General features: G+C 32.1%; 13 protein-coding genes and 1 pseudogene. 2 read left to right on the top strand and 12 right to left on the bottom strand.

All coding sequences use genetic code 11. From position 1 onward, the window contains the following. Nucleotides 1-2 precede the first annotated feature (2 nt). The 7 genes from nifB to nifH all read right to left on the bottom strand — a co-directional run bounded on the left by nifB (nt 3) and on the right by nifH (nt 8,822). Nucleotides 3-2,651, bottom strand: a complete 2,649-nt coding sequence (nifB, locus tag CA_RS01445) for a nitrogenase cofactor biosynthesis protein NifB (protein WP_010963582.1) — start codon at nt 2,649-2,651, stop codon at nt 3-5. A 15-nt stretch (nt 2,652-2,666) separates the two neighbouring features. Then, nucleotides 2,667-4,067, bottom strand: a complete 1,401-nt coding sequence (nifE, locus tag CA_RS01440) for a nitrogenase iron-molybdenum cofactor biosynthesis protein NifE (RefSeq protein WP_010963581.1) — start codon at nt 4,065-4,067, stop codon at nt 2,667-2,669. A 96-nt stretch (nt 4,068-4,163) separates the two neighbouring features. Beyond that, nucleotides 4,164-5,528 carry a nitrogenase molybdenum-iron protein subunit beta gene (gene nifK, locus CA_RS01435; protein ID WP_010963580.1) on the bottom strand — a complete coding sequence of 455 codons (1,365 nt, stop codon included), beginning with the start codon at nt 5,526-5,528 and terminating at the stop codon, nt 4,164-4,166. Then, a complete protein-coding gene (gene nifD / locus CA_RS01430) occupies nt 5,528-7,123 on the bottom strand; it encodes a nitrogenase molybdenum-iron protein alpha chain (protein ID WP_010963579.1) in 1,596 nt (531 codons plus the stop codon). Before nifD ends, nifK begins: the two co-directional genes overlap by 1 nt. Before the next feature lie 21 nt (nt 7,124-7,144). After that, nucleotides 7,145-7,522, bottom strand: a complete 378-nt coding sequence (locus tag CA_RS01425) for a P-II family nitrogen regulator (protein WP_010963578.1) — start codon at nt 7,520-7,522, stop codon at nt 7,145-7,147. Between the two features lie 11 nt (nt 7,523-7,533). Further along, nucleotides 7,534-7,860, bottom strand: a complete 327-nt coding sequence (locus CA_RS01420; RefSeq protein ID WP_010963577.1) for a P-II family nitrogen regulator — start codon at nt 7,858-7,860, stop codon at nt 7,534-7,536. 143 nt (nt 7,861-8,003) lie between these two features. Continuing rightward, entirely contained in the window at nt 8,004-8,822 is an 819-nt protein-coding gene (nifH, locus tag CA_RS01415; RefSeq protein WP_010963576.1) for a nitrogenase iron protein, read from the bottom strand. A 553-nt stretch (nt 8,823-9,375) separates the two neighbouring features. Here nifH and CA_RS01410 point away from each other — a divergent pair. After that, nucleotides 9,376-10,335 (top strand): substrate-binding domain-containing protein, encoded by a 960-nt coding sequence (locus CA_RS01410; protein WP_010963575.1) that lies wholly within the window; start codon nt 9,376-9,378, stop codon nt 10,333-10,335. A gap of 32 nt (nt 10,336-10,367) precedes the next feature. Here CA_RS01410 and CA_RS01405 read toward each other — a convergent pair whose 3' ends face one another. Both CA_RS01405 and CA_RS01400 read right to left on the bottom strand, forming a co-directional pair. Further along, nucleotides 10,368-10,580, bottom strand: coding sequence for a hypothetical protein (locus CA_RS01405; protein WP_010963574.1), 213 nt, complete (start codon nt 10,578-10,580; stop codon nt 10,368-10,370). 424 nt (nt 10,581-11,004) lie between these two features. After that, entirely contained in the window at nt 11,005-13,071 is a 2,067-nt protein-coding gene (locus CA_RS01400; RefSeq protein ID WP_010963573.1) for a methyl-accepting chemotaxis protein, read from the bottom strand. Nucleotides 13,072-13,521: 450 nt separating this feature from the next. Here CA_RS01400 and CA_RS01395 point away from each other — a divergent pair, with 450 nt between their 5' ends. Beyond that, complete coding sequence (locus CA_RS01395) at nt 13,522-13,902, top strand: SMU1112c/YaeR family gloxylase I-like metalloprotein (RefSeq protein ID WP_010963572.1); 381 nt, start codon at nt 13,522-13,524, stop codon at nt 13,900-13,902. Between the two features lie 408 nt (nt 13,903-14,310). Here CA_RS01395 and CA_RS01390 read toward each other — a convergent pair. The 3 genes and pseudogenes from CA_RS01390 to CA_RS01380 form a co-directional block, all read right to left on the bottom strand. Then, nucleotides 14,311-14,568: pseudogene (locus CA_RS01390) on the bottom strand (transposase); the annotation flags it as partial. A 101-nt stretch (nt 14,569-14,669) separates the two neighbouring features. Further along, nucleotides 14,670-14,984 carry a permease gene (locus tag CA_RS01385; RefSeq protein WP_010963570.1) on the bottom strand — a complete coding sequence of 105 codons (315 nt, stop codon included), beginning with the start codon at nt 14,982-14,984 and terminating at the stop codon, nt 14,670-14,672. Further along, a complete protein-coding gene (locus CA_RS01380) occupies nt 14,974-15,336 on the bottom strand; it encodes a sulfite exporter TauE/SafE family protein (protein WP_010963569.1) in 363 nt (120 codons plus the stop codon). The genes CA_RS01385 and CA_RS01380 overlap by 11 nt, the downstream gene beginning before the upstream one ends. Between the last annotated feature and the right edge of the window lie 27 nt (nt 15,337-15,363).

Genomic DNA, 15,363 nt, shown 5'->3' with positions numbered 1-15,363 from the left:
TCTTAGTCTGATACAACAACATTATTCTTTAGTAACTTTTCCGCCGCCATTTTTACACCATTATTTATGGTTTCATACATTTCTATTACTTCAATTCCCTTTTCCTTAAGCTTTCTTTTGGGTTCAAGTCCAGCTCTTAAAGCAAGTACCGCACTGCAATCAGACACTACTTTTACTATTTTAGATATTCTTTCCCCGTCTTCGTAACACTCATCTTCACCATTGCAATATTTTTCAGCATTTCTTTTCTCTAAAAATCTCACTTTGCCTTCACTATATGTATAAATGTAAAATTGTGTGGCGTGTCCAAAATGCTCATCTACATTTATACCAGTTCTTGACGAAACAGCAAACTTATATACTGTTTTATCTTCTTTCTCACTTAAACTTCTACAACTTGTACTTGTGCATGAACTACATCCTATATTCCTAAATTCAATAGAACGATCTTCTGATAAAGTCCCTATAGCATCCGCTCTACATTGTCTACAGTGATACATCTGCTTTATATCAATTTCACACTCTTTTCTCATCTTATTTAATTCCTTGTTAGTAACCGTAGGTAAATCTTCAAAAGCACTTCCCTTTACAGGTATCATCTGCATTATATTAGTCATATAAACCCCACATTCCTTAACCTTTTTCACAACCTCCTTTATATGCTCATCATTTATTCCTTTTAACATAACAATATTAACTTTGCACACTACTCCTTTAGAACATAGATATTTTATACCTGTAAGTTGATTTGTAAGAAGTATTTGTGCTCCTTCTTCTCCTGTATACCTCTTACCAAGATAATTTACTTCTCTATATATTTTTCCACCTATTTTCTTATCCACTGCATTAATTGTAACTGTTACATGAGAAACACCTAAATCTACTATTTCATTTGCATAAAAAGGAAGCATAAGTCCATTGGTTGAAAGACAGAAAGTTATTTCTGTGTCTTCCTTTCGAATTAATCTAAAGGTTTCTTTTACCTTATCAAAATTAGCTAAAGCGTCTCCTGGACCAGCTATACCTACAACCGTAAGATTAGGAAGCTTACTTTTTACAAACTTAAATTTGCTTAAAGCTGCTTCTGGTTCTAAAACTTCACTTGTAACTCCTGGCCTACTTTCATTAACACAATCATATCTTCTACTACAATAATTACAGCTTATATTACACTTTGGAGCCACCGGTATATGCATTCTAGCAAACTTATGCGCATTATCTCCAAAACATGGATGTGTGCAGGTTTTTTCTTCCTTCATATTATCAGCTTTCATTTTTTCAACTGACTCTAAGTAATAATTGTTAAATGCATCTTTTCTAAATTTACTCTCAGTTATTTTAATCATTGCATTTGAAATACTATCTATTAAAAATGCAGATCCATTATATCCTGTTATTATTTGCCTTTGAGCTCCAACTCTATCGTGAATTGGAAAACCCACGCGTATTATTTCTATTCCTAGCCTACTTGCCATTCTTCTTCCATCAGAATTACCTATGAATAAATTCACATTAAACTCTTTTGCGTATTTTTCTATAGTATCAAAATCCGTATCATCTAAAACAAGTACCTCCTCTCTTTGACTTTTAATTTCTTCCTTAAGAGCTTCTTCTAAAATTTTATTTTTTGCACCTAGCGCTATTAACTTTACATTAACTCCATTTTCAAAACAGACTTTTGCTAGTGCTAATGCTAGTTCCGGCTGTCCGTATATTATTGCTCTTGCCTTCCCCGTATATTTATGATTATCTATCATTGCATCAAGATACCGTCCCCTTTCATAGTCAAGCTCTTCAGAAATATCTTTACTACTTAATTTAGACAGAATGGAAATAAATTTTGTTGTATTCCTTATTCCTATTGGTATACCGCATTTATAAAGTGGCACACCAAAGCTTTGCCTTAAGTAATCCCCTGGTGATTTTTCATCTTCAACAGTAACTCCCATTTCAATTGTAGCAACTGCTCCAGCCATCTTCTTTATATCATTTATAGTAGTTCCACCAACAGGAATCCTTCTATATTTCTCATTATGAGGTGAATCTAAAGTATTAGATACATCAGGAAGCAAAATATAATTTATATTAAATTGTTTTAGTATACTTTTTATATTTCTCACATCACCAGGATTTAGGTTTGCACATATTATATTTACACTATTGTTCCTCTCCGTTTTTTCACAAATCTGTTCAACTATCTTCCTCAATGCAACGTAATAGCCTTCTGCCTCTGTTCCTCCGTAACCAGGTGTTGGTACTGTTATAATTTTTAAATTTTTCGAATTTTCTCTCTCTTCTTCATAAAATTCTCCAACAATCCTGTTTATATCCTCTCCTATTGTTTCTGCAAGACATGTAGTCATAACTCCTATAGTTGAAGGATTATACAGCTTAATCATATTTTTTAAACCCTTTTTAAGATTCTCTGCACCACCATATACCGTTCCCTGTTCCGTAAGTGCTGAAGAGGCTATGTCAACGGGTTCATTATAATGAGTTGCCATATGCCTTCGTATATAAGTACTACATCCTTGAGAACCATGTAAAATGACCATACTATTTTCTATTCCCTTAAATGCCATAACACCACCCATCGGCATACACATTTTACATGGGTTTATATCCACATTAACTAAATTCTTATTTGCCATAATACTCCTTCCCTTCTAAACATATTTCCATACTGGACTATTTACAGTTAAATCTATTTCTTCTGCAAAGTTAAGAGCGCCTATAAATCCTGACAGTATGTGTTTTCTTTCATGATTATGATCACAAAACGCAACACCTAGCTTATATGCCAAAGGTCTTTCTTTAACTCCTCCAACCAATATATCTGCACCCTTTTCAAGCATAAATCTTTCTAACTCTGAAGGATTTGCATCATCAAGTATTACGGTTCCTCTATTTGTTATTTCCTTAATTATTTCATAGTCCCTTGGTTTTCCTGTTTGTGTTCCAACCATAACAGTTTCAATTCCTAAACTTTTAAATTGCTTTATAAGAGATATAGCCTTATACCCCCCACCAACGTATATTGCAGCTTTTTTACCTTCCAGCCTTTTTCTATAAAAATCGATTTTATCTTTGACTTTATCCTCTTCTTCCTGAATAAATTTTTCAGTTTTTTCTACTATATCTTCTCCACCTAAAATATGGGCTATTTGTAGAAGTGAGTTCTCTGTATCCTCTACTCCTAAAAAACTAATTCTTATATAAGGTATACCATAAAGCTCCTGCATTTTTTTTGCTAAATACTCCATAGATCCTGCACATTGAACAATATTAAGACTTGCCTCTGGCGCTTTAAGAAGTTCTTCATACTTACCATCACCTGTTATTTTGGCAACTACTGGCACTCCAATTTTTTTTAGATAACTCTGAATAACCCAAGCTTCTCCCGCTAAATTGAAATCTCCTAAGTAATTTACTCCTTTAACCTTCTTATCGCTTTTTCTATCTCCTATAAGCTTCAAAATTGCATTACAAGCAGCTCTATATCCCATTGCCTTATTTCCAGAAAATCCAGGAGATTTAACAGCTATAACTCTCATCATAGGGTATTTTATTTCTGCCTCACGACATACTGCATCTATATCATCACCTATTACTCCAACAATACAGGTTGCATATATAAAAATTAATTTTGGATGAAATTTGATAAAAATCTCATCAATAGCTGCCCTCAGTTTTTTTTCTCCCCCAAATATAACATCTGTTTCCCTTAAATCAGTAGAAAAACTATTTCTAAAAAGCTCCGATTCACTTGATAGGCTTCCTCTTAAGTCCCAGGTATAGCTAGCACAACCTATAGGACCATGAATAAGATGAAAAGCATCTGTTATAGGATTTAATACAACTCTTGCTCCACAATAAACACAGGCTCTTTGACTTACGGCACCAGAAACACTGTTTTCATCACATCTTAAGGTTCCTGATTTATTTTGAGAATTATAGCATACAAAACCTTTTCTCTCCTCAATTATTTCCTGCGGATTTAAACTATCTTTAAGCTTCATATTAGCTGTCGCTTTTGATTCATATAAATACTCTTCCTTTTTCTCCATGAATGCTCACCTCCAAATTGAAACCTCTAATTATAGAGAAATCAGCTTTAATATCTATAAACAGCTGATTTCCCTCATATTTAAATAAAGAGACTATTATCTAACTAATTCATAATCTTCCTCAGCACTGTCTCTGTCCATTCTTTCAAGTATAGCGTCACACATACTTGTAAGCAGATTCATTGCCCCTTTGTAGCCAACCTTAGGAATATAAGAATGTCCGTATCTATCCATTACGGGAAATCCAAATCTAACTAATGGAATATCTTCTGCCCTAGCTATAAATTTCATATGTGAATTACCTATAACTAAATCTACAGGTTCATTTTTTATCCATTGATGAAGTTCAAATAAATCTGAGAAGCTCTTCACTTTCGAACCTTCAATTCCGTTATCCTCCAACATTTTATTTATTGTCTTTTCAAATTTTTCTCCTTTTGTACCTGTTATAACATACTTAGGATTCATACCCAGTGAAATAACAAATTCAGTTAATGCTATAACTGTATCCGGATCCCCTGAAATTGCAACCTTTTTACCATGAAAATATTGATAACTATCAAGCATCAAATCAACAAGTTGTCCTCTTTCCTCTTCTATTTCATAAGGTACTTTCTTGCCTGTTATTTTAGACAATTCCATTATAAATCTATCAGTAGCATCTATTCCTATAGGTGTATTTAACACGCTAAAAGGCACTTTACATTTCTTCTCTAGTTCTATAGCTGCCGCTTCTGACGCTAAACTTCCTAAAGCAAATGTATAATCTGAATTACCGGCATCTCTTAATTCATCAATTGTAGTTCCACCCTTAGGATACATCTTATACTCGCCAGTCATAGGCGAATCCACTACACCACTAGTATCTGGCATCATTATAAATGGAACCTTCATACACTTAAATATTTTCTTTAATTCTCTCATATCCGCAGGGCCCACAAAGCCTGGCAGAACATTTACTTTTCCATTTTTGTTTTTTGTATTTTCGGAAAGATAAGTTACCATAGCCTTAACCATACTGGAAAATCCAGTTATATGTGATCCAACATAGCTTGGAGTATTTGCATGGATTACTATTTTTCCTTCTGGAACTTCTGAATCAGCAATATAACTCACTAGGTCATCGCCGAGAGTTTCTGAAAGGCATGTTGTGTGAACTGCTACAATATCAGGATTGTATATTGAAAATATATTTTTTATTGCCGTATTGAAGTTAGCTCTTCCTCCAAAAACACTAGCTCCTTCATTAAAAGAACTGGTAGATGCCATGATAGGATCTTTGAAATGTCTTGTTAATTGCATTCTATGGTATGAGCAACAACCCTGAGAACCATGACTGTGTGGTAGGCAGTTATGTATGCCGAGTGCTGCATACATGGCTCCTATTGGCTGACATGTTCTGGCTGGATTTATTCTTAAAGCTTTTCTTTCATATATCTCCTTAGGTGTTTCATCTAACATTACTCCTCACCCCCTACTACTTTTCCCTCAAGCATAGGCTCTTTCTTCCACGGCGGAATAGCATAATTCCAAGCCGGAGTAAATGCACCTGCAACCAACTCTTTCCCAAATACAACTGCACCCTTAAACCCAGCATATGGCCCTGTATAATCATAAGAATGTAATTGTTTTGAAAGGATGCCCATCTTTTGTATTACATATTTATCTTTTACACCAGAGAAGAACATATCTGGTTTTAGTAATTTTATAAATTGCTCCGTTTCATGATGATTTAAATCATCTACTGCTACAGCGCCTTCTTCCATATCCTTAAACATTCCTCCATAGTACTCAAGTGGAATCTCTTGCTTTAATACCTCATATCTATCTTCTGGAATTATGATACGATACTTTTTAGGGTCCTTTTCAACGTGAAGCTCAGGTATATTTTTGCTATCGGCATCAGCCTTAATAGTAGGTATAACTTCTCTTCCCTCATAATCATCTCTGTGTCCAAATTCATATCCTGCAAGTACTGTTTTTACCCCATAGTCCTTAAGCAGCATTTGATAGTGATGTGCCCTTGAACCTCCAACAAATAAACATGCAGTTTTTCCTTCTAGCCTTTCTTTAAAATAAGCCATTTCACCCTCAATATTTGAAAGTTCCTCGCTAATAACTTCCTCAGTCTTTTTATAAATATAAGGATCATCAAAAACCTTAGCCATATCTCGAAGCGTTTGTATTGTTGATGTTACACCTATAAAATTTGTCTTTATCCAAGGTATCCCATACTTTGTATACATCATCTCTGCAATGTAGTTTATTGACCTATGACACTGTACTAAGTTTAAATCCGCTGTATCGGCATTCTTAACTCTCTCGTAGGAACCATCTCCACTAAGTCTTCCCACAACGGTATAGCCTATTTTTTTAAGTATTCTTTCTATCTCCCAAGCATCTCCGCCTATATTATACTCACCTAGTATATTTACAGAATACTTTTTATGCTTCCAATCACCTGTTCCAATGACAGTATCAAGAATATTATTATTTGCTATATGGTGTCCTGCTGATTGACTTACTCCTTTATAGCCTTCACAGCTAAAAGCAATTACCTGTATACCATATTTTTCAGTTGACTCTCTTGCTACAGCATTTATATCATCGCCTATTAATCCAACAGGACAAGTTGCATAAATTCCAATAGCCTTAGGATGAAAGATTTCAACAGCTTCTTTAATAGCCTTCCTTAGCTTTCCCTCACCTCCAAATACTATATCTCTCTCCTGCATATCAGTTGAAAATACATATTCTATAAAATTTTGTCCCCCATCTTCTGCTTTTGCCTTATTCCTTCTAACACCCCAGGTATAATAAGAGCAACCTATAGGTCCATGGGTAATATGAATCATGTCTTTTATAGGTCCCATTACAACACCCTTGCAGCCTGCATAACAGCAGCCCCTATTGGTTATTATTCCAGGTATTGTTCTAACATTGGCCTGTATAACTGGATTTAAATTATCCTTAGTTTTTATAACCATATGCTGTTTTCTATTTTTGAAGGTCTTAGCAGGATATTTTTCAAAAATCTTTTCAGGTATATTCTTCATAAAACCAATCCTTTCATAAAATTAAATAGCCATATCTCCAGTCTCTTCTGTTCTTATCCTCATAGCATCAGCTATATTTATAACAAATATCTTTCCATCTCCTGGATTACCAGTTCTATTTACTTCAATAATTTCATCCACAATCTCTTTCACATCCTCATCTTTTGCTAAAATAATAATAAGCCTCTTTGAAATTAACCTATGAATTTCGGATAACTCCTCTGCCATCTTTTGATCCATTAAATTAGGTATATAGTCTTCAATCATAGAAAAATCAACTTTTTGTCTTCCACGTCCAAGAACCTTTAAACAAGTTATAGCTGGATTTCCACCTTTAAGGAGCGCTTCTTTTGTCTTCTCAACCATATTCATTCTAATAATCGCCATTATTTCTTTCATTATTACGCCTCCTATAAACCAGCTTTTCCAGAACTTATTGTATAGGCTTGTTCTACTGGAACTATAAATATTTTTCCATCACCAAAAGCTCCTTTTTCACCTGTTTTGGCATTTTTTGCAATTATATTTACAACATCATCCTTATCCTCATCATTTACAACTATCAGTAACATTTCCTTAGGTATTTCATCATAATAGATGTCACCTACTTTAACTCCCCTTTGTTTTCCTCTTCCTACTACACTAAATTTGGTTACTGCCGGAAAGCCAGCATCACTTAATTCTGATAAAACGTTAGTAACCTTCTGCGGTCTTAGAATTGCCTTTATCATTAACACTATTGAACCAACTCCTATTCCATGTTAAAATGTAGTGGTTTGAATAATAACATTCAAATACCTTGCAAGCATATCTCCTGTGCACCTTAAAACCATAGGATATATGCTTCTTGATTTTTCAAAGCATTCTCTCTCATAAAAAATTATTCCAATAATCCATATTCCATAAGTATAGCTTCAAGCTTATCTTGAGCCATTGGCTTTGGAACAACATACATATCATTTCCATCTATAGCTTTTGCTAATGCTCTATATTCATCTGCCTGCTCGTCTTTAGGATTAAACTGTATAACTGTTTGCTTATTTATTTCTGCCTTCTGTACTTCATGGCTTCGTGGAACAAAATAAATTAGCTGAGTTCCAAGTTCTTTTGCAAATGCCTCTAATAATTCCTTTTCGTTTTTAACCTTTCTGCTATTACATATAATTCCACCTAATCTTACTCCTCCTGTATTAGCAAATTTACTTATACCTTTTGATATATTGTTTGCTGCATACATTGCCATCATTTCTCCACTAGCAACAATATAAATTTCCTTTGCTTTACCTTCACGAATAGGCATCGCAAATCCACCACAAACAACGTCACCTAAAACATCATAAAATACATAATCTAGTTCATCTTCATATGCACCAAGCTGCTCAAGCATATTTATTGAAGTTATAATACCTCTTCCAGCACATCCCACACCAGGTTCTGGTCCACCTGACTCAACGCATTTAATGTTACCAAAACCTGTTTTCATGATTGTATCTAAATCAACATCTTCTCCTTCCTCTCTTAATGTATCCAGCACTGTTTTCTGAGCTAATCCTCCTAAAAGAAGTCTTGTTGAATCAGCTTTAGGGTCACATCCTACTACCATTATCTTTTTACCAAGCTCTGCAAGTCCTGATGTTAAATTTTGAGTAGTAGTTGACTTACCGATTCCACCCTTTCCATAAATAGCAACCTGTCTCATGTGTATTCCTCCTCACAAGTGTAATTTTATTGAATAAATTCCAATAATAATTAATTTATTGGTTTATCTAAATACTATATCAGAAATTATCAAGTGTCAACGGCATTTTTTATTAATTTATTAATATATTTTAGCTATTTTTATCAAATTAATTTATTATAAATTTTTATATTAACGATTTCAATGCAAAATAATTTCAAATCTTTTTTACCATTTTGGTCATTCTTGTTTATTTAAATATTATTTTGAGTAGACAAGTATTTACCGTATTGATATTTTCTGTTTAGTTTTAACCTGTTTAGTACTTTCTTTTTTAATGTAACCCTCTATTAAAATGTTTTGAACTATAAAAGTTATTTGCTAACAACTCCAAGTAAAAAAACTTTTTGCATTATGTAAACCAATTTTGAAATTTTTATATATACTTTTTACTACTGACAATTGCCACTTAATTAATATTTAATTGAATTTTTAACATAATTGTATTAAAATATTATTTATATTGATAATTTATCATGAAACCCACATTTAATTTAGAAGGAAGTTGATACTATTGGAAAATAAAACTTTAACTCCTCTAGATGTAGCAAAAATTCTTAGGATATCTAAAAATACAGTTTATGAATTGATAAAACGCGGAGATTTAAATTGCTATAGGGTTGGAAAAAAGATACGTATAGATTCAAAAGACGTTGAACTATATAAACATAAGTGTAAAACAAATACAAAAAAAGCCCCAAACTCACTCCAAAATACACGAAAAAATATCAATGAGAATTTCCTACAATCAAATGGCAACATACCAAATGGTAGCTTTATTATTTGTGGCCAAGATATACTTTTGGATATACTATCTCGATATCTTCAAATTCATCCTTCTGGCACTACTGCTCTACGTTCCTATGTTGGAAGTTACAGCGGACTTCTAGGTTTATATTTTGGTAAAATACAAATTGCTACTGCTCATTTATGGGATGGCGATTCTGGAGATTACAATATTCCCTATGTGCGAAGGTTAGTTCCAGGTATTCATACCATAATAATAAATTTGGCTTTTAGAACAATGGGTTTTTATGTAGCAAAAGGGAATCCCAAAAACATAACTGGTTGGGAGGATTTTAGAAGAGATGATCTCACAATGGTTAACAGAGAACGGGGCTGTGGAACAAGAATACTTCTAGATGAACATCTACGTTTACTAAATATTGATGGAAACAAAATAAATGGCTATTCACGCGAAAGTCTCTCTCATCTAGCTATTGCAAGTATAATTTCTAGAAATGGTGCCGATATAGGTATTGGAAATGAAAAAACTGGACTTCAAGTAGCTAACATAGATTTTATACCAATTCAAAGAGAAAGATACGATTTAGTTATAAGAAAAGATGATATAGAAAAGCCACCCTTTAAAGCAATCATAGATATTCTCCAATCCGAAACCTTTAAATCAGAACTAATGGGAATAGGTGGCTACGACCTAACCCAAACCGGAACCACCATCGCAGAAATGTAAACCACTGGAGGTTTGGGCGAAGCCCATTATATTCAGGGCTTAAAGCAGCCTCTCTCTTTTAGTAAAGTATTTTTGTCAATAAATCCAAGTCCAGATAATTGAGCCAAGTGTTTTAGCGATAATATTGCTCTACCATGTCTATTTTGTGAATCCCAATATTCATAAGGTTCATCTGATGGAATAGGAATTGCCTTATACCCCTTTGATTCAATATAAAAAGAAAGTTGAATAGAAATATTATCCAACAGTTCAACTAACTTATTTTTAACAAATGTATAGGGTACATTTGTAGTTGATTGAAATAAACTTGCTAAGAATTGCTTACCAAATGCTATGACAGACTTTGTTTCAGTATAAACATCTAATGGATGAAAACCCTTATGTTGAATATGATATAATCCCTGTTATCCATGGAACTATTAGCTATTTCTTCATATTGATCTTCTGAATAGAGACCTTCCTCTTTTATTAATTATTGCAATTCACCATATACTTCTACAATATCTTTTTCGTCATACTTTTCTTTGAATTCAGCTATTATTTCTTCTTTGCTCTTTAGCTTATCACTATCCAACACATCATAAACTATTTCATAATTAATTTTTAGCAGCTAAAAAAGGGACATGAGCTTTACTCATTATCCCCTTTTTAGCTTTAAATTTTTTAATTCTAAATTTTAAACTTGCTTATTACTACACTTAATTCTTCTGCAATTGAAGCTAGGCTTTCTCCTGATTTAGCAATTTCCTGAATTGTAGCAACCTGTTCTTCAATAGATGCAGCTGTCTCTTCCGTCCCAGCGGCATTTTCTTCAGAAATAGCAGATAGATTTTGCATTAACTCAATAATTTTATTTTTATTATCCCCCATTAATTTTCCAGATTGATTAAACTTATTAATTATAGTTTTTATAGAATCTATTTCTTCTGCTATACCTGAAAATTTTCCTTCAGTTGCTTCAACACTACTAGCTTGTTCCTTAACAATTTGCTTTGTTTCTTCCATTAAATTAACTGCACTCTCTGATTTTGTCTTTAATTCGTTTATTATAGTTTTAATGTCATTTGTAAAACTATTGGACTGCTCTGCAAGTTTTCTTATTTCATCTGCAACAACTGCAAAACCCTTACCTGCTTCTCCTGCTCTTGCAGCCTCTATTGCTGCGTTTAATGCTAAAAGATTAGTCTGATCTGCAATACTTTCAATCATAGTACTTGCAATTTCTATTTTCTCTGCACTTTCATTGTTGCTCATGATAATATTATATATATTATTTGCGGCATCGTTATTTTTCTGTGTTTTATCAATAAGGTCTCTCAAAATCAAGAAGCCTTCTTCTTTTTGCTTTTCAATCTTAACCGCTGCAATATTTAGTTCCTCTATATTATTTAAATCTTGTTCTAATAGATTACCTAAATCTTCTACATTATTCGTTGCTATTTGGGTATCTTTAGCTTGTTCACTAGCTCCCCTTGCAATTTCATCAATAGTTTTGGCAACTTCTTCTGAAGCAGTAGCTGTTTCATTAGATGTAGCCGTTAATTCCTCTGCTGATGCAGCAACTCTTTCAGTTGCATCTGTGGTCTTGTTAATAAATTCTGCAACATTATCCCTCATAACTCTAAAAGCCCTTACCATATTTCCCGTTTCATCTTTTTTATTGTAATATTTAGATTCTTCTGAATTTTCATCTATTGAAAAATCCAAATTAGCGAAATCCTCTACTTTCTTTGTAACAGCTAAAATAGGCTTTGTTATACTGCCCGATACAAAATTAAATAAAATAGATGTTAATAATAATATGGTTATTGCTGAAATAATTACTATATTTATTATTTTTGTTGCTCCACTCATTAACTCCTTTTGTGTAATAAATGATGCTAATATCCAATCAGTACCCTCAACTTTATATGGATTAACAACATACTTTTCACCGTCTATAGTAACATTAAATGATTTTAAATCTTTAGCTAATAGCTGATCTAAACCAGTAATACCAACATCTTTAATTTCTTTAAAATTATTTTTAGGATTTTTTCCATCTGCCATTATAAAACCTTTATTATGCACAATTATTGAGTAACCTGTTTTACCAATCTTGGCTTTATTTAACATATTACTAATATCAGATTGTTGCACATCAATACCTATTGCACCTACAACTTTTCCATTTTGATCATTAAATGAACTTGCATTACTTGTAAGCATACTTGACTTATAAATATATGGTGCTGTTCTAATAACACTTCCCTTTTTATTCATAGCTGCAATAAACCAAGGTCTTTTTGAAGGATCATATCCTGCTGGTGCACTTTCCTTAGGCCATTGTACATATTCTCCATTTGGCATTCCCATATACACATAGCTCGTACCTTCGTGACTTTTTCCGTACTGCTCAAAAACTTCATAAATTTCTTTTTCAATTCCTCCTTTAGCAGAGGCATCCATTTGAGTATCTTGAGTCGTATTTTTATATGTTTCAATGCTACTATCAGCCTTCATTATCACAGGATTTGTAGCTAACATATTGATATTCTTATCTAATTGATCATAAAAAATATTAATTGCCTGAGAAACCGTCTTCAACTGTTGATTGGAATTGTCCATGTAATCATTATAAGCTTTACTATTTACTTGATAAATTACAATACCGCTAATACTTACTAGTGTTAACAAAAGAACTAACATTGAAGATATTAAAACCTTCCCTTTTATTCCAATAACTCTCTTATTCATAGTACAATCTCCCCTTCTAATAAAATTTTACACCTTATTGTTTTTTCTTGTATCTATTAATTAGTTGAAATTTTATTTACATACTTTAGCTGTTTATATACATTTTTCGACAACTTAAAGCCTATTTTTTCAAAAGCTACTTTCGAATATAATTAAGTAAAAACAAAGTTATCCATAGTTATTGCATTTTTATAATTACACCCTAACCAACTGAATATGCTGAATTAAGTCACATTTCTAAAATTGAATTATCATATTTAATTCAATACTTAATATCTATATCGTCATTTATTAGATTAATCTTTATTTTAATTTAATAATATATTTTTCAAAAAATAAGTTTTTTAGACTATATAAAATATATTATTACTCCATATTTAAGTGAGTATGATATAATAAACTACGATTTTTACAAAACAGGTAAACTATATACAAGATAGGAGAATTATTATGAAATTAAATTCAATTCATCATATTGCTATTATCGCTTCCAATTATGAAGCTTCTAAAAATTTTTATGTAAACATATTAGGTTTTGAAATTATTCGTGAAAATTATAGATCAGATAAAGATTCTTATAAACTAGATTTAAAAATAGGAAATAGTGAAATAGAACTTTTTTCTATGCCTAAAGCTCCTAGAAGACTTTCATACCCTGAAGCATGTGGTTTAAGGCATCTTGCTTTTCATGTTGAAAACATAGAAGACATTGTTAATGAATTAAATAAAAATGGAATTACTACTGAACCAATTAGATTAGACGAATATACTGGAAAAAAATTCACCTTTTTTAGTGATCCAGATGGCTTACCCTTAGAATTACATGAATAAATTACATATTTTAATCTCAAATTTATAAAAAATGTGGTAATAAGAAATGTTACTATATTGCAGTTTTTATTCTTTGTAGAGTATGTCAATACTTTTGTGTAAACTCCACAAAAAAATATTTTTTTAATAGATAGGTTGGGAAAAATGAATTTTCCAACCTATATTTTAAATCTATTCAATAATATAACATTTTCATAGATAAGCTAACTATATCTATGAAAATGTTAATTTTTCTTATTTCAGGTGGATACTTAAAGAATGTTAAAGAATGTAGCTAGTTCAGTCTAGTTATTTCTCCAACTTCTTATGGCAATTAAATATTTGTCTCCCCATTTCTGTTCTAGTTCATCAAGTTTAGACTAATCTTAAATCAACGGAATAACTTTATTAGTTATATCAGAAACTAAACCTGGAGATATCTAAATCAAATAAACCTAAATTTGATTTCATAGTTTTTTTACTTTTGCCATTTCTACTATTCGATGTATTTTTGTTATTATAATCATATTTTTTATAGCCTAGATAATTGTCCATTTCAGCTTCAAGCATTTGTTGTAAGAGACCATCAAATAAATCTTTAAGAGTATTTTGTACATCCTCTGGTGTTTTAATATCAGGATTATTTTCAAGAATTAATTTTATTAATTCCTTATTAGAAAAAGGCATAGTCCATGCTCCCTTCATTTAGATAATTTATTATATTATCTTCATGAAGTTTACACAGACTATTTTTCACTCTCTCTTTGTAACAACCTCTTAAAAAATATTTATATATAGTTTTCGTTGTCTTCTTCTTCATATCTATTTAAGTATGAAGAAAAACATTCTTTTATGTTTTTTTCTTCTATATCCAATATTTCAGCAAGCACCGGTACTGGCATTGCAAAATTTTTGTTTAGATAGTATATAGTTATTAAATCGTAATAATAGCTATCACCCTCACAGTTCCCTGTCCCTTCTAAATATCTAAAATCTTCATTTGTTGCTATTTTTGTTGCGGATAGCCACAACATATTTTTAGGTATATATTGGCTTTCTGATTTAGAAGCGACCACTTTTGGAATTTTTAATCTATTTTCCAAAAATGGTCTTTATACCAACTAATATAATAAATACTCCAAATGCCTTTTTAAGTACACTCACCGGAAGTATGTTTGCAAGCTGCCCTCCAAATCTAGCCGCTATAACCATAGCTATACAAATAACTATTCCCGCATATATATCCGTATTTCCCTTTTTGTAATACTGCATAAATGCGAAAATACCAACTGGTGGAAGCATTGCAATAAGAGATGTTCCCTGTGCTTTTATTTGTGAAAACCCTGCAAACATTACTAACGCCGGAATTATTACTACTCCTCCACCTATACCAAACAAACCACTTAAAACACCAGCAACAATTCCAATTACTGCGTAGATTATAAACTCAGACATAAATATGCCTCCTCAAACTTTTATCTA

Origin of the sequence: Clostridium acetobutylicum ATCC 824, from assembly GCF_000008765.1 — a bacterium.
Lineage (GTDB): Bacteria > Bacillota > Clostridia > Clostridiales > Clostridiaceae > Clostridium_S > Clostridium_S acetobutylicum.
Note: the sequence above shows the minus strand (reverse complement) of the source record. Positions and strands in the feature narration are given on the sequence as shown.